This is a genomic window from Candidatus Termitispirillum reticulitermitis, from assembly GCF_054655775.1.
Window position 1 is genome coordinate 1 of sequence record NZ_BAAIHG010000001.1, and the last position, 15,926, is coordinate 15,926.

A 15,926-nucleotide genomic window follows, 5' to 3' on the forward strand; every position below is an offset into this window, starting at 1 on the left:
GCAAGAGAGGTCTTATTTACCTAATTAAGTATGATGTTAAACAATCCTTAAAAAGGAGGTGATCCAGCCACACCTTCCGGTACGGCTACCTTGTTACGACTTCACCCCAGTTACCGGACTTGCCATCGACGGCTCCCTCCTTACGGTTAGGCCACCGGCTTCAGGCACGACCGACTCCCGTGGTGTGACGGGCGGTGTGTACAAGGCCCGGGAACGTATTCACCGCAGTTTTGCTGACCTGCGATTACTAGCGATTCCGACTTCATGCAGTCGAGTTGCAGACTGCAATCCGAACTGAGACATACTTTGTGAGATTCGCTCCGCTTCACAGCTTGGCTTCCCTCTGAATATGTCATTGTAGCACGTGTGTAGCCCTGGACATAAGGGCCATGATGACTTGACGTCATCCCCATCTTCCTCTAGTTTAACACTAGCTGTCCCTCCTGAGTACCCAACTTAATGATGGTAACCGAAAGCAGGGGTTGCGCTCGTTGCGGGACTTAACCCAACACCTCACGGCACGAGCTGACGACAGCCATGCAGCACCTGTCTCACAATTCTAGTAAACTAGCACTCCCGCTTCTCTGCAGGATTCTGTGGATGTCAAACCCAGGTAAGGTTCTGCGGTTAGCATCGAATTAAACCACGTGCTCCACCGCTTGTGCGGGCCCCCGTCAATTCCTTTGAGTTTCATTCTTGCAAACGTACTCCCCAGGCGGGATACTTATCGCGTTAGCTACGATACCGAAGCTTAATGCCCCAACATCTAGTATCCATCGTTTACAGCGTGGACTACCAGGGTATCTAATCCTGTTTGCTCCCCACGCTCTCGCACCTCAGCGTCAGTTACCACCCAGAATGCCGCCTTCGCAACAGGTGTTCTATCTGATATCTACGCATTCCACCGCTACACCAGATGTTCCGCATTCCTCTATGGCACTCTAGCATAAAAGTATCTCAGGCATTCCCCCAGTTAAGCTGTTGTCTTTAACCCAAGACTTTTTACACCGCCTACGCGCGCTTTACGCCCAGTCACTCCGAACAACGCTCGCCCCCTCCGTATTACCGCGGCTGCTGGCACGGAGTTAGCCGGGGCTGCTTCTGCAGGTACCTTCAAAATATAGTCAGTTACTACTATACACTTTATTCCCTGCTGAAAGAACTTTACAATATAAATACCTTCTTCATTCACGCGGCGTCGCTGCGTCAGGCTCTCGCCCATTGCGCAAAATTCCCCACTGCTGCCTCCCGTAGGAGTTTGGGCCGTGTCTCAGTCCCAATGTGACCGTCCACCCTCTCAGGCCGGTTACCTATCGTAGCCTTGGTAAGCTCTTACCCCACCAACTAGCTAATAGGACGCGAGCTCAACTATCAGCACTAGATTACTCCAGCCTTTCTTGCTACACCACTCAATATAGCTCATATCCGGTATTAGCCCACCTTTCGGCAGGTTGTCCCAATCTGATAGATAGATTACTCACGCGTTTCTCACCCGTGCGCCAGTATACTCATCCCCGAAAGAACTTTCCCCTAAGACTTGCATGTGTTAAGCACGCCGCCAGCGTTCGTTCTGAGCCAGGATCAAACTCTCCATTCATTTATCCATTGACCCGCTCTTGCTGACCTCTCCTCTCCCCAAACTTCCTATTCCAAATATCAATTCCAACCCCGCAACCAGCGGGACAAACACCATACCATACATTAAATCAACAAGTCAAGAAGTTTTTTAATTATTTTTATATTTGAATTGCAGCCCAGTTATAGTATATACTCTGCGTATCACCGTCAGGAGGTGCAAAGTGCGGCACAAAACAGGCGTTTCTCTATGGCGCAGAGTTCTTGCGCTTCTTATACCGTTTGGGCTTGCACGTCGCATAGTGCGTGGGGGACGTGTGATTGAATATTTCAAGTGGTTCTTTGATAAACGCAACATTGCCCGTGGGGGGGACTTCCCGCAATATCTGTCTATAGTGACGACAGTCAGGAACGAAATCCCATATATGGCTGAATGGATTGAATATCACCTACTTGTAGGCGTTGAGAAGTTCTATATATACGGCGAAGATGACGACATTGAACTACGGGAATTTATGAAGCCTTACATTGAGGATGGCGTGGTTGAATACCTAAACTTCGGAGAGTCTACTGATACTGTGAAAGAGGCTTTTGACTTTACCAACGTGGTCGCCTCAAAACAAAGGCGTATATGTGGCGATGCTGTCAAACGTTTTAAGTATAACACCTTTTGGCTAGCATTTGTTGATGTGGATGAGTTCCTCGTGCCTATCAGCACTAATAATATACCAGACTTTTTGCGTGATTTTGAGGATGAAGTCGGCGTTGAGGTGAACTGGCTTATATATGGTGATGGCGGACATAAGACAAAAACGAACGAGCTTGTTATGGAACGATTTAGAGACCACTCTGAGCGAGATACGCCATACAATTATACCGTAAAAACAATATTCAACCCTAGATACGTATTTAAGGCGGGTGTCCACGCATTTGAATATTGGCATAAAAAGCGCAACGTTGCAGTTGATACCCATAAGCAGCCTAAACGAATAAAAAGCACGAGCATAACATCAGAGTTTGTCTATCACGATAAGCTACGTATAAACCACTACATCGTCAGGACTATTGAGGAATATATGAGCAGAAGATTGAATATAGAAAATTCGCTCTATAATGATAGAGCTGCCCTGCTTGAGAAGTTTGCCGAGCTTAACCACAACGAGATAAAGAACGATAATATTATGGATAGATACGTGCCGTTGGTAAAGGAAAGGATAGCAAAGCGGTTTGCCACTAGGTAACACTACACCCATTATTTTACCACCTGCCATTTATAATATCCTCATACAGAGCGGTGTTCTGAACAATCGGCTCACACACCTGCAAGCCACCGCTTAGCGCGCCATGCGCACACTCTAGGAAAAATATTTTAGGTTTCCTGTCAACCGCAGGGTATAAGAATGCCAACTTTTTAGGCTCAAAGTTATAGCTGATACATGCGTTAATAGTCGTTGCAAGCCTGTCGGTTACACCAGATAAAGCAAGCCGTCCGCCGAAAAAAATATACTTCTTACAGAATGCCAGCAGTTCATCTAATGATAGCTCCACATCAAAGCGCGCCTGCTGCTTGCCAGTGTCACTGCTGAGCCTGCCACTGCCCATAGCCCTATATGGGGGATTACATATTGCCATATTGAATTCATTATCAGGCTTATATGTCTTTATATCTTGATGAACAGCTTTAATAACATTCCCTAGTTTATTTATATTTATGGTATCTTCTAGGTGCTTAAACATCTCATCTTGTAGCTCCACAGCTACGATGTCGCACACCTGTTTTCGCTCTGCAAGCAACACTGATAGCACCCCTGAGCCACTACATATATCTATAATGCGCTCCTTCGGTTTAACTGTTGCAAACCATGCTAACACTAGTGAATCGCTACCGAAACGGAAACCCTCATCAGGCTGGCTGATTTGCAAGGATTGGGAGATTATATAGTCTATTGACATTAAACGCTATAGCCGCGATAAGATATTAAAAGTTGTTTCTGATTTATTTAACGTGTAGTAATGCAATCCGTTCACGCCACGTTCTAATAGCTCACGTGATTGCAGAAGTGCGTGTTCTTCACCGATTTTTGCGGCATCTATTGCACTAGCCTTTTCCAGCCGCTCTACCAGCTTGCTCGGTATTGCCGTCCCGCACATATCAATAAAACGCGCTACCTGCTTATAGCTAGTGATAGGCATAAGCCCTGCTACCACAGGCAGGTGAACGCCCGCACTATGCAATCTGTCAAGATATTTATAAAACACGTTATTGTCAAAGAACAGCTGCGTTACCAAAAAACTTGCCCCCGCATCAGCTTTAGCCTTAGCTGCTAGCGTATCAGCATTCACGTCCGCCGCTTGCGGATGCTTTTCAGGATAGCCCGCCCCGCCGATACAAATATTAGGACACTTAGCTCTAATATGCGCTATCAACTCACTAGCATAACTAAATGCTTTCGGCATAGCGGTAGCATTCTGTGGCATATCGCCACGCAGGGCAAGCACGTTCTCTATGCCAGCATTCATGAGCTGCTTACAGGTATCAACTATAGTTTCAGGGGTGTTGCCATAGCAGGTTAGGTGCATCATAGTGTTGAATTTATGCTCGTTAGTCAGCGTTTGCGTCCAAGCAAATGTTTTGTCGCGCGTAGAGCCACCCGCACCATAGGTGATTGAGACAAAATCAGGTGGGAAACTTTTCAAATGCACAATGCTGTCAAACAGCACCCCTTCCTGCGCTACCTCTTTGGGCGGAAAGAATTCATAAGAACGAGTGGTTTTTAACCTTAATAATTCTGAAATTTTCATAATTAAAACTCTAACTCACCCGATAATATTTTATTAACATAGACAGGCACTACCTCTCCCGCTTTGCCGTGAACCTTTTCCTTGAACATACTAGCCCCCAAAGACGGTTCTAAATTCAGCTCAACAGTGTGCGCGCCCGCACTGCGAGCGGACTGAACAAAACCTGCAGCGGGATATACATTGCCCGATGTGCCTATTGATATGAACAGCTCGCAGCTATGCAATGCATAACTAATCTCATCCATCATAAATGGCATCTCGCCGAACCATACTATATGGGGGCGGAGCGTCCCCTCAGTGCCACACTTCTCGCACTTGCTCGCTAGTGTTATATCATCATAGCAGTCAAATACAGTCTCACATTCAGTACACCTTATTTTATTGAGTTCGCCGTGCATATGTATCAGGCTTTTAGTGCCCGCCTGTTCATGCAAATTATCAACATTTTGCGTCACCACTAGCACATCGTCGCGCCCCTGCTCTAGCTTTGCCAACGCAAGATGTGCTGGGTTAGGTTTTACTGATTTTAACTCTCTGCGGCGTTTATTGTAGAAATCAAGCACCAAGAGCGGATTGCGCTCGTAGCCATCAGGGGTGGCAACGTCTTCCACCCTATGCTCCGCCCATAACCCATTAGCATCACGAAAGGTCGCTATACCCGACTCTGCCGATATCCCTGCACCCGTTAATACTACAATCCCCATAACTCACCCACCCCGATTATTAGCGTTTGAATTTAGCCATACTAATAACTTTGCCCTCGTTATTATCCCGCTCAAACTCGTATATGTCAAACGTTATACCTCTATACACCTCTTTGGTAGCCTCAGTCACACTCATTATGGCTATTATATCCCCCTGCGGATTAACTGCTACTGACGCCAACTTTGTTCTCTCCAGCTCCTGTGCGGGGCGACACGAATAGTCAAATATTATCGCCCGCTCGTCTGCTACAACTAACGTATTATCATAAACAAGTGGCGATATTTGCGAAGCCCTGTGAAATGGTGGCGGATACGCCCCGATAGGCACTACGGTCTTGCCAATCAGCCGCAGATGAGAATATAACGGAGTAAGCTGCATATCATATATCATACAGCCACCAACTTCATTTTCACTGGTAATCCCCGCTGGGTTCAGCCAGACTCGCCCCCCCGATACACCCATACTCGTTGCCGCATACTCTATATATGCGATATGCGTAGCATTTGAGTCTATATGTTGAACAATTAGTGTAGTTTGCTCTTGCAACGCATCAGTGAGCGCAAGGGTTAATGCCTCTAGTCCACTTTCATATTGCCAGCGCACCTCATCTATCTCATTATCATATTCTATCGTATTATACACGTTCAGCTCTTGGTCATAGAATTCTAAAAGGTTGCGGATATGGCAGATTGCATGTTTGCCACAGAGATACCATTTATCCCCGCGTATAGCTTCTACCTCAGTAATTTTATTGTTTTTTTCATCAAGCGCATATTGGTGCAGACAATTATGTCTGATGTAGTTGAGGTGCAACACATCGTCCCTGATAAATAACGAATGGTATAGGTTATCATGAAAATAACTGAGCCGCGGGAAAGTCGCTACAACCTCTACCTTATCAGCAGATGCTTTTAGCAACGTGTAGCTTTCCTCATATATAGTGGTAGGCTTGTTAAACTCCAGCCAGTATGCGCCATTCCAGATAAAGATGTTGACCAAATTACCGAAAGTATTCTGGATACCTAGTTCGTCAACTTTGCCCGAACTATGGTAAATCATCAGATGCAATGCCTCTTTGCTGTCTGATACCGCTATTACGTCTTTGTTGTCAAAAGCATATAGGCGGACGGGGGTAAGCTCCTGAGCGGGGAAATTATTTACCTTAATTTCTCTGACTTTCTTAAACATCCACGAGCTTCCCTATGCTTTTATGTTGATGATGGTACCCATCATATCGTCAATGGTTTGTAGCATTTTGGCGTTAGCTTTATAGCCGTTTAGAGCAATAACCTCTTGAGTCTTCGCCAATGCGATTGAACCCGTGATTTCCACTGAATCCATCCCCTTATACTCATTAACATATACAGGGTTCGTGACGTTCTGCACAGAAGATGCATACGTCCGCTCTATAGTAGCAAAGCCAGCAGTGATTGAACCTACATTCATAGCCTAAACATACTCTAATTGAGTTCCTTTGTCCAGTGAAAACTTAAAACCTGTGCATAAATCCGCCGAACATACCGAACACTCCGTTTTTATCAACCAGCGGGCTATCTTTAGTCGCACTTGACAGGAAACTATATTCGCCATGCACCATCAGTATATTTTGTTTAGAAAACATATACATGGCACTAAGTCCCACAGCTGGCATCCAGCCATCAGATGGTTCGTAGCGGTCTATCCCGCTGCGACGGTTGTCGTCTCGGTTGATACCGTAATAATATTCATTAAACTTTTTATTTGCCCAGCGCACAGATACCGATGGTGTAAGTGAAAACCTCATTCCAAAACGAATACCATACCCATAAGACAGCTCTGCCAAGATACTATTGCTGATGTTTAGAATGTCACCCATAGCAGTTGCCTTAAATTCGCCTAATAAGGTCTTTTTCTCAAAACTAAATCCCATTCCCATAGTTGATGGACGCTTATGCAACCGTTTAATCGTCTCATTGTCGCTACTGTCAGGGTCAAAATCTTTACCTATATGAGCTAATATAATATTAAATTGAGTAGAGTTATCGCGGTAGGCATGGTAGCCAAATGTAGCCATCTTCCAGAAAAAGCTATCCGAATCAACCGATATAAACGGCAATGGACCGCTGTAATCATCGTCAAAAACATTCCACGTTATATCTTTGTAGCGGTCTAATCCGCTCTTAGTGCCCTTATATTCACGGTCAACATACATTAGTCCGCCACCCGCCATAACCTCCACCGCTAACGCATTGCCCGAAAATGCAATTACACATAACAGCACTAAATACACTCTTTTCATAGAATTCTCCCGATAGCTAAAAAATAGTTGAAACAGCAATTGTTTTATAGTAAAATCATTGAGATGTCAACGAATGTTTTGGCATTTATATACATAACAACCACTAGACTTTCTTGTAATGCAAGTCGGGCGCGTAAAGCTACCCTAGCGGTGTTTATTGTGATAAACAAAGAGGGCTACGGATATGAAAAAACTGATAATACTATGTCTGTTAGCTATGCCAGCAGTTGCATCATCTGCAACGTTTAGTTTGATTACAGATGGTGGAACTGTCAATATGTCCGGTTGGTATGCTCCGAATAGAAACCCGATAGGTAATGATATCACCATTGACTCATCACTCCCTGCGTCTCCTCATGCTTATCATATAGTAGCAGGATTGGGTCAGGATACAAGCGTCGTTAATAATAGGCTTACAGTCAATCATGCACTGGGATACAACACTGAAGTATTAGCAGGTGCATATTCTTGGGGGTTAAGAAGGTTTTTTGAGGTCAGAGATAATTTTTTGGAAATAAACGCTAACATAGATGGCATATACTTGGTAGGTGCTTTTAGCTCCAGTTGCTACAGCATCGTTGGATACAATCATATAAGCATCCTATCTGGCTACATCAACTATTACCTGATAGCTGGGACATATTCCAACAACATATCCAATCCAAACTCGTCAAATGGGAACTCTGTTTTCATAGGTGAAAACGCTATAATCCACAACTTTTACGGTGGTTCAGGCTTGGCGGATGCTTGTGACCAAGGCTGGGACCAGTTCTGCAATGGTTGGATAATCGGCAGTAGACAGCAAAGAGGTGGTGCTAACAACAACACTATTACCTTGTATAAGCCAACATTCGACAACGTCAACTTCGTGACCATAATGGGTGGAAGAAGTATGGCTGGTGGAGATGACTGGAAGGGAAACGTCCTTAACCTTTATGGCAGAGACGATGGTAGTTATGGCAGGTTTCACAAGATAAGCAACTTTGAAACTTGGAGATTCATAATACCTAGCACAGCTACCGCTGGTTATGAATTTGCTGGAGCTAATAAAGTAGACTTCGGGTGGAATCCGATATTTGAAATATACTTTGAACATGCAACTACATTGTTAACTGTAGGAGATAACATAACTCTGATAGCAGTGGCTCCATCTGGCATCACTGGTGGACACGTAGTTGACGAAACGTTCCGAGGGAACGACTACATATTCTGGCTGCACACCACTAATGATGGCTTAATTGCAGAACTGATGCATCTAGGAGCAATAGACAACACAACGTGGTTGGGGAATCGAGGTGGCGGAGATGCATTTGCCAATGCTAGAAAAATTACCAGTCCAGCCTATAAGAGCTTATCTGAGGCGCAAATAGCGAGCGTAATTGCATTAAATTCGGCAATAGACCAGATAGGCACAGAGTGCAGTAAGATTAAAGAATATGCTGCGAGCAGTGCGTATTTCACAGCTATCAACGGAGGTAACTCCACATATAACACAGGCTCTAGCGTAGATGTAATGTCTTTCTCATTGATGACGGGAGCTGCATGGGACATGGGCACTTACACCTTAAGTTTTCAGAGTGAGGAAGATGCTAAACCCAAGACCATCTATTCTGACATCAATGTGGATGGCTATCATCTGAAAGCACGGAAGACTGTTCGCAAAAAGCCGACACTTCGCAAACTAGGTTTGTCTATGGGTCTATTCATGATGGCTGGGGGTGGTAGCTATACTGCACACAATGAAAATATAGAAGGCAATGGCGAAATACAATATGTTGGCATCGGAAATATGGGAAGAATCAGCCTAGATGACCATTACTTGGATATATCAGTTAATATAGGGAAATCCAAAACTTCCTATGTTAGTGATGACACTGGGGCGGAATACGACACTAAGTCATTGTTTTACGGGCTTAATTTAGGCATAGGTCACTATTTTAATATCAATAAAACGAACAAAATTGATTTATATCTGATGGGCTTATACTTGCACCAAAATGGCGATACTGCTCATGTAGGCACTCAGAAGATAACCTTTGATGACATAGACTCTACAAAACTGAAACTGGGCACTAAATATACCCACAAAGGTAAAAGTCTAACGCCATTTGTAGGTGTGTCTATAGAGCAAGAGTTATCAGCCAATGCATCAGCGGGCGACAGGTATGGCAACCCTATTGAGGCACCAACGTCAAAGGGACACACTATTGCAGGGGAGCTAGGCTTGAAGTTCTGGGAAGACGTTAAAGACCACATAAAACTGAATACAAGTGCTTTATACTATGACGGCATGCGCAACGGATTTGCTGGCAGTGTGCAGGCGTTGTATAAGTTCTAATAGTATTGTTCAAATGACCTTCTCTCTCATACACTGTTTCAATTTTCCTACCTTATCACATTAATCCCGTTCTGTTATTACCTTTGAGCCTTAAATATATAACTCCGCCAATTAGTGAATATAGCACAGCCATTACCCTGCCTACTATGGCGATGTTAGCCCCGCCGTCTGTGCCGAACAGGTGCAGCAGTTCGTCAGACACTAGCTCCGTCCAACCTATATTGGCAGGCGTTATGGGTATGGCGATGAGTAGTTGCATTATGCCATGCATAGCTATCATAGCATAAGCCGCTTTTGTCCCGTATAGACTATATGTGAGCAGTGCCGCAGAGGCGATGGTTAGCATCCGTCCAACCATAGAATAGCTTATAGATGCCAACATCACTCTGTTGTTGAGCACCAACAGGTGCATTGCGCTGATAAATGGTAGTGCACGGCTGGTAAAAGTCCACCTTGCAAACAAACGCTGAATAAAACTATATGAAACATCAAGACGCAATACTACTATGCCCGATAAGAGCACGATAGCAAGCGCAACAAGTGCTATAAACAATATTTTTAAGGTTGCAAGAAATGTGGTATCAACCTGTGTAATAGCAAGCATCAGCGGCAGCAGGATAGCCGATACTAGCACCAGCCCGCAGAAACCGAGTGAGCGGTCAAGCACCGCAACTGCCATACCGCCAGAGATTGGCACATTGTCGCTCTTTTTCAGGTAGTATATTCGTGCAATATCTATCCCCGCACCGCCCGGCACAAAATTGTTGCTGAATATACCTACCATTGTTGCGTTGAATATATCAATGAGTTTTGCTTTATAGCCCAGCGCATCTAAAACGAACTGATACCGCAGAGAAAATACGACATCGTGCGCTATCCATATAATAAATACAGCCATTGTTATCATAGCGTTGCGGGCGTTTAGAAAGTCTGCCAGAACGGACAACTCTATCCTGCCACTGGTGAACAGGAAATAGAGCAGAGCTATAGCTATAGGATATTTTATGAACTTTATGAGCTTGTGCATCTATACATTACATTTATATTTTGGCAAACATTCCAATCACACGTCCGATTATCTGCACATCGCTACATTCTTCTCCCGTCAGCTCCACAGGGGCAAAGTTTGGGTTGTAAGATATTAGTCTTATACCGTCTTTTATCTTCTGAACTGTTTTTACCAGCAGCGAGCCACCCCAGCGAAGCACGTATATACCCTCATTTTGCAGGGTATTCTCTTTAATGTTCACTAATATACCGTCCCCGTCATCTAGTCTAGGTGCCATTGAATAGCCCGATACATGCATGATAACTGTGCTCTTAGCAGCACCCTTTATGCCGAACATCTTTGCGCTCATTTTATATTCGCCATCAGGCGTCTCGTCAGCCATCTCAAGCCCATAGCCCGCTGACGGAGTCACGTGCTCGTAGTGTGGCAAAGTGATTGTATCGTCTGATAGCTCTATGGCAGCAGTCTCGTGTTTCAACGGCTCCCCTTCACCCGTGATGAGCCACACACGTGAAAAGCCCATATCAGAAAGCAAACTTATCTCTTGGTCGTTGAACTTTTGCAACTGCCCGCGCTCAATATTGCGGATACGGGCGACGTTGATACCACTCTTCTCGGCGAACTTGTCTTGACTAAGCTCGCAATGCTCACGTATTTTCTTCAACCGCTTGCTAAGCTGCATGTATGCCCCCAACACCCGTAGAATAACAGAAAAGCAAAAAAAGTCAAGCTCTAATGTATTCTACAACCTGTCAATGATAGCGGATAGCTATAAAGGTGTCTAATCTAGCTTGAATACTATTGATACTGTTAGATTCAATTTTCACAGCCTACTGTGTCTGCGGAGCCGCTGCCTAGTGGTGCCGCAGACACAGTATAAACTGCTTATATAAGGAGACGCCCATTATTTCCACCCCTACTGCTTCACAGCAGAGGTAATGCTCGTCATAAAACTTGCCTAACAGGAGGATATTTAAGAAGAATGGGTTCTGTGCTTTTGGATAAAAAAATGGGATTACTCTACTAGAGTAATCCCAGATGCCCTTTTATCCGAGTATTCTTTTGCACACATCTACCTTTTCGCTTAAGTCCCCAAGCGGCGAACTGGTCTAAAATTTAGGCAGGTCTTCCGACTTTCCTCACCTTGCGCCTTCACATTCACTATATGAACATTGGCTTTTTTCAAGGTGTCTTGATGAAACATCAAGCTACAGGATTTACGGCAATGGGCTTGTCCTTGACTTACACAAGGTTCCCTATTAAGCTAAAATCGCACCTAAACTCGTTAAGTTTTGTCAGCACACGCATACTATACGCTATTAAACAACTTGTCAAGACTTTGTTCTTTTTAGCAGTTTTATCATTTTAATTTCCTCGTGCGTTATTACACTATAATGTCATAATGCACGAAACTATAAAAATTGTCAATCAGAAGATGTGCTAGCTTCCAAAAAGCACTTTAACGCCGAAAAATAATATAGCCGTATAGCGAGCTAACTTTCCAAGCGTTATAAATAGTGCACATTTCGCAAAGGGCATTTTGAGCCAGCCTGCCGCTAATGGCAGAGCGTCCCCCAATACTGGCACCCAAGCAAAAAACATAAAACCTGCCCCGTAGCGTTCTATATATGCTACCGCCTTACCCTCAGGCTTTTTACGCGATACGAAACGCGCAAGCCAGTAGCTAGTAAGGCTACCGAGCGAGTTAGAAATTGTAATAGTTACTAATGTCAGCAGTTTATATTGCGGATAGCGTGATACAAACAACAACAACGCCGCTTCAGAGCCTCCGGGTATCAGCGTGGCTGATAGAAAGGCAAAAACGTTTAAAGATAGTAAGGCAAGAAAAATTATCTGCTCTCATAAGCATCAAGTAGTTGTTGAACGGCACGTGTTATATGCACCGTATCACTCTCAACGCCAGCTTGAAATTCAGGCAATAATGCTTTAACTTTATCATCGTCATAGAAACGGCGGTATAGGTGCTCCTCTATCATAGACTTGAACCAAGAAAGTGATTGCTCCCTGCGTCTGCGCTCAAACACTCCGCTAGATTTTACGTGCGCAAAGAACCTCTCTACCGTATCCCAAAGCCCATCCATACCTAAATGCGTCAAAGCTGAACACGTAAGGGTCGGAGTCGTCCACCCCTCAGTAGCTTGCCTTAAATAGTGAACCATCATCTCATATTCCGAACGGGCACGCTCTGCACGCTCCTTATTGTCGCCGTCAGCTTTATTGACAGCAATAATATCAGCAATCTCCATAACACCCTTTTTCATACCCTGCAACTCATCGCCTGCACCCGTAAGAACAACAAACAAGAACGCATCAACCATTGAACGCACCGTGATTTCACTCTGCCCAACGCCAACTGTTTCCACAATGCTAACATCATAGCCGGCAGCTTCACATAAGAGCAACGTTTCACGACTCTTTCTCGCTACGCCACCAAGCGCACCAGCAGATGGCGATGGTCTAACAAAGGCATTAGGTCTGCGGACAAGCTGCTCCATACGCGTCCTGTCCCCTAATATGCTACCCTTTGTTATAGTGCTTGACGGGTCAACCGCAAGCACGGCAACTTTATGCCCAGCATCACACAGGCGCGTGCCCAGTGCCTCAATAAGAGTGCTCTTACCGGCACCGGGCACACCCGTTATCCCTATACGTAAAGACCTGCCTGTCAGTGGAAGCACCTCCTGCAAAACATTTTGCGCCATATTCATGTGCTCAAGCTTGTTGCTCTCAACAAGGGTAATAGCCCGTGCAAGTATGCCACGATTGCCCTGTTTTATGCCTTCTACATAGTCTGAAACATCTAGCTTAGGCGGTGCTCCGTAGTTATCACGAACCACTATCTCTGCAGTATTGGTGCTAACGCTATCAGCATTAACACTGCTGACAAGCTCTCCGTCGTGCATCACCTCAACGCCTGCCATAACACGGCTTGCGAACTTGGTGCTTTCGCCCTCAGCTCCAGCCCACTCGGGAGATGCCCACTCAGGTTTCTTTACGTCTTCGCTCATAATTAAGCTGCTTTCCTACTTAGGAGTGCCTCTAGCAACTTCTTCGCTGCCACAGGTATAACTGTGCCAGGTCCAAATATCGCTGCTGCGCCTTCTTTGTATAGATAATCGTAATCGGTAGCAGGTATTACACCGCCTGCCACAACCAGTATGTCGCCACGTCCACGTTTCTTCAGTTCAGCAACAAGTTGAGGCATAAGAGTTTTGTGCCCTGCAGCTAGTGAGCTCATCCCAACAACATGCGCATCACCATCCACAGCCTGTTGAGCTGCTTCTTCTGGAGTTTGGAACATAGGTCCCATATCAACGTCAAAGCCCATATCAGCGAACGAAGTAGCTATTATCTTAGCTCCACGGTCGTGACCGTCTTGCCCCATCTTCGCTACCATCAGCCTAGGACGACGACCTTCCTTCTTTTCAAAGTCATCGGCAAGCTTGCGAACTTCGTTGATTACGGTATCATCGTTGTATTCGCTAGCATAAACACCAGAAATCGTCTTAGTTACAGCAACGTGACGACCTGAAACCTTTTCAACAGCATCTGATATTTCACCAAGACTTGCACGAGCACGAGCTGCTTTAACAGCAAGGTCAAGCAGGTTGCCGTTCTTACGGTCTTCAGCTGCCTTAGTAAGAGCTTCAAGTGCCGCTTCAACGTCTTTTTGATTACGTTCTTTCTTGAGCTGTTGCAGACGTTTAATTTGGTTTTCACGAACTGCATTGTTGTCAATGTCTAGCGTTTCAAGAGCAGCTTCCTTTTCAAGACGGTATTTGTTCACGCCTATTATCTCCTCTTTCTTTGAGTCTATGCGCGCTTGACGGCGAGCAGCAGCCTCTTCAATACGCTGTTTTGGCAGACCAGTGCTGATAGCCTTAGCCATACCACCAACCTTATTGATTTCTTCAATATGCCCCCAAGACTTTTTAGCAATTGCATCAGTCAACGCTTCTACATAGTATGAACCGCCCCATGGGTCTATTACCTTGCAGACAGAGGTTTCGTCTTGCAGGAATAGTTGGGTATTGCGGGCAATACGAGCAGAAAAGTCGGTCGGCAATGCTATAGCTTCGTCCAACGCATTAGTGTGCAGCGATTGAGTGTGCCCCATAGTAGCAGCAAGCGCCTCAATAACAGTCCTAGCAACGTTGTTGAACGGGTCTTGTTCAGTAAGCGACCAGCCAGAAGTTTGAGAGTGCGTCCTAAGCGGTAAAGATTTCGGATTTTTAGGTCCAAAAGTATTAACTATCTTAGACCACAACAGCCTGCCAGCACGCAATTTAGCAACTTCCATAAAGTAGTTCTTACCGATACCCCAGAAGAAAGACAGACGAGGAGCAAAGCCATCTATTGTCAGCCCCGCTTCTATACCAGTCCTCAGGTATTCCCAGCCGTCAGCCAAAGTGTAGCCAAGCTCAATATCAGCAGTCGCACCAGCTTCTTGCATATGGTAGCCCGATATACTGATACAGTTATACTTAGGCATTTCCTTAGACGTAAAAGCGAATATATCACCAATAATTCTCATAGAAGGGTCTGGCGGATATATATAGGTATTACGCACCATAAACTCTTTCAATATATCGTTTTGGATGGTGCCTGTCAGCTCTTCGTGCTTAACACCCTTTTCTTCAGCAGCAACGATGTAGAACGCAAGTATAGGCAACACTGCACCATTCATCGTCATTGATACAGACATCTGCCCTAGCGGAATACCGCCAAATAGAATTTCCATATCTTTGATAGAGTCAATAGCAACACCAGCCATACCAACGTCACCCGCAACACGGGGGTTGTCAGAGTCGTAGCCACGGTGAGTAGCAAGGTCAAATGCAACTGACAGACCTTTCTGCCCCATCGCAAGGTTCCTGCGATAGAAAGCATTGCTTTCCTCAGCAGTAGAGAAACCCGCATACTGACGAACCGTCCAAGGCTTAGTAACATACATATTAGGATACGGTCCACGCAAGAAAGGCGCAAGACCCGCAGCCATGTCATATTTCATGTGTTCATAGCCAGCTACATCCTCTTTAGTGTAAAGGGGATTAACATCAATTTGTTCCATAGTGCGGTTAGCAAGCTCTTCAACAGTCTTGCCCGTTTCCTTTTCTATGGCACGCTTCCAATCAGCGTAAGAGGTTTTCTTGAAGTCTGTCTTAAACTTCGCGTTCTTAAAATCTGGTTTGCTCATC

The 15,926-nt window shown here is 45.0% G+C and carries 14 protein-coding genes, 1 rRNA gene and 1 riboswitch; of the genes, 3 read left to right on the forward strand and 12 right to left on the reverse strand.

Going from position 1 to position 15,926, the window contains the following annotated elements:
• Positions 1-51: 51 nt before the first annotated feature.
• Positions 52-1,597, reverse strand: a 16S ribosomal RNA gene (locus tag AC1MDJ_RS00005).
• A 202-nt stretch (positions 1,598-1,799) separates the two neighbouring features.
• On the opposite strand from AC1MDJ_RS00005, the gene AC1MDJ_RS00010 reads away from it, so the two are divergent.
• Entirely contained in the window at positions 1,800-2,816 is a 1,017-nt protein-coding gene (locus tag AC1MDJ_RS00010; RefSeq protein ID WP_479688898.1) for a glycosyltransferase family 92 protein, read from the forward strand.
• 16 nt (positions 2,817-2,832) lie between these two features.
• Here the strand turns inward: AC1MDJ_RS00010 and AC1MDJ_RS00015 are convergent, their stop codons facing one another.
• Genes AC1MDJ_RS00015 through AC1MDJ_RS00040 form a run of 6 tightly spaced genes read right to left on the reverse strand, consistent with a single transcriptional unit; the run spans position 2,833 to position 7,360 of the window.
• On the reverse strand, positions 2,833-3,528 hold the full coding sequence (locus AC1MDJ_RS00015) for a tRNA1(Val) (adenine(37)-N6)-methyltransferase (protein ID WP_479688899.1): 696 nt from the start codon (positions 3,526-3,528) through the stop codon (positions 2,833-2,835).
• Positions 3,529-3,534: 6 nt separating this feature from the next.
• On the reverse strand, positions 3,535-4,377 hold the full coding sequence (locus AC1MDJ_RS00020; RefSeq protein WP_479688900.1) for a methylenetetrahydrofolate reductase: 843 nt from the start codon (positions 4,375-4,377) through the stop codon (positions 3,535-3,537).
• Positions 4,378-4,379: 2 nt separating this feature from the next.
• A complete protein-coding gene (gene cobB, locus AC1MDJ_RS00025) occupies positions 4,380-5,081 on the reverse strand; it encodes a Sir2 family NAD+-dependent deacetylase (protein WP_479688901.1) in 702 nt (233 codons plus the stop codon).
• A 19-nt stretch (positions 5,082-5,100) separates the two neighbouring features.
• Positions 5,101-6,270: a hypothetical protein gene (locus AC1MDJ_RS00030; protein WP_479688902.1), complete on the reverse strand. Its 1,170-nt coding sequence runs from the start codon at positions 6,268-6,270 to the stop codon at positions 5,101-5,103.
• A 12-nt stretch (positions 6,271-6,282) separates the two neighbouring features.
• Positions 6,283-6,528: a flagellar basal body rod C-terminal domain-containing protein gene (locus tag AC1MDJ_RS00035; RefSeq protein ID WP_479688903.1), complete on the reverse strand. Its 246-nt coding sequence runs from the start codon at positions 6,526-6,528 to the stop codon at positions 6,283-6,285.
• Between the two features lie 43 nt (positions 6,529-6,571).
• Positions 6,572-7,360 (reverse strand): MipA/OmpV family protein, encoded by a 789-nt coding sequence (locus tag AC1MDJ_RS00040; protein ID WP_479688904.1) that lies wholly within the window; start codon positions 7,358-7,360, stop codon positions 6,572-6,574.
• Between the two features lie 63 nt (positions 7,361-7,423).
• On the opposite strand from AC1MDJ_RS00040, the gene AC1MDJ_RS00045 reads away from it, so the two are divergent.
• A complete protein-coding gene (locus AC1MDJ_RS00045) occupies positions 7,424-7,609 on the forward strand; it encodes a hypothetical protein (RefSeq protein WP_479688905.1) in 186 nt (61 codons plus the stop codon).
• Complete coding sequence (locus AC1MDJ_RS00050) at positions 7,545-9,698, forward strand: hypothetical protein (RefSeq protein WP_479688906.1); 2,154 nt, start codon at positions 7,545-7,547, stop codon at positions 9,696-9,698. The genes AC1MDJ_RS00045 and AC1MDJ_RS00050 overlap by 65 nt, the downstream gene beginning before the upstream one ends.
• Before the next feature lie 55 nt (positions 9,699-9,753).
• Here the strand turns inward: AC1MDJ_RS00050 and AC1MDJ_RS00055 are convergent, their stop codons facing one another.
• The 5 genes from AC1MDJ_RS00055 to scpA all read right to left on the reverse strand — a co-directional run bounded on the left by AC1MDJ_RS00055 (position 9,754) and on the right by scpA (position 15,925).
• On the reverse strand, positions 9,754-10,725 hold the full coding sequence (locus tag AC1MDJ_RS00055; RefSeq protein WP_479688907.1) for a lysylphosphatidylglycerol synthase transmembrane domain-containing protein: 972 nt from the start codon (positions 10,723-10,725) through the stop codon (positions 9,754-9,756).
• 13 nt (positions 10,726-10,738) lie between these two features.
• The gene (locus tag AC1MDJ_RS00060; protein WP_479688908.1) at positions 10,739-11,389 is read right to left on the reverse strand and encodes an XRE family transcriptional regulator; all 651 of its coding nucleotides are present in this window, start codon (positions 11,387-11,389) and stop codon (positions 10,739-10,741) included.
• A gap of 420 nt (positions 11,390-11,809) precedes the next feature.
• Positions 11,810-12,002, reverse strand: a riboswitch (cobalamin riboswitch).
• Positions 12,003-12,147: 145 nt separating this feature from the next.
• Positions 12,148-12,480, reverse strand: a complete 333-nt coding sequence (locus tag AC1MDJ_RS00065) for a YqaA family protein (protein WP_479688909.1) — start codon at positions 12,478-12,480, stop codon at positions 12,148-12,150.
• 77 nt (positions 12,481-12,557) lie between these two features.
• Positions 12,558-13,736 carry a methylmalonyl Co-A mutase-associated GTPase MeaB gene (gene meaB / locus AC1MDJ_RS00070; protein WP_479688910.1) on the reverse strand — a complete coding sequence of 393 codons (1,179 nt, stop codon included), beginning with the start codon at positions 13,734-13,736 and terminating at the stop codon, positions 12,558-12,560.
• A 2-nt stretch (positions 13,737-13,738) separates the two neighbouring features.
• Positions 13,739-15,925: a methylmalonyl-CoA mutase gene (scpA, locus tag AC1MDJ_RS00075; protein WP_479688911.1), complete on the reverse strand. Its 2,187-nt coding sequence runs from the start codon at positions 15,923-15,925 to the stop codon at positions 13,739-13,741.
• Position 15,926: the final 1 nt, after the last annotated feature.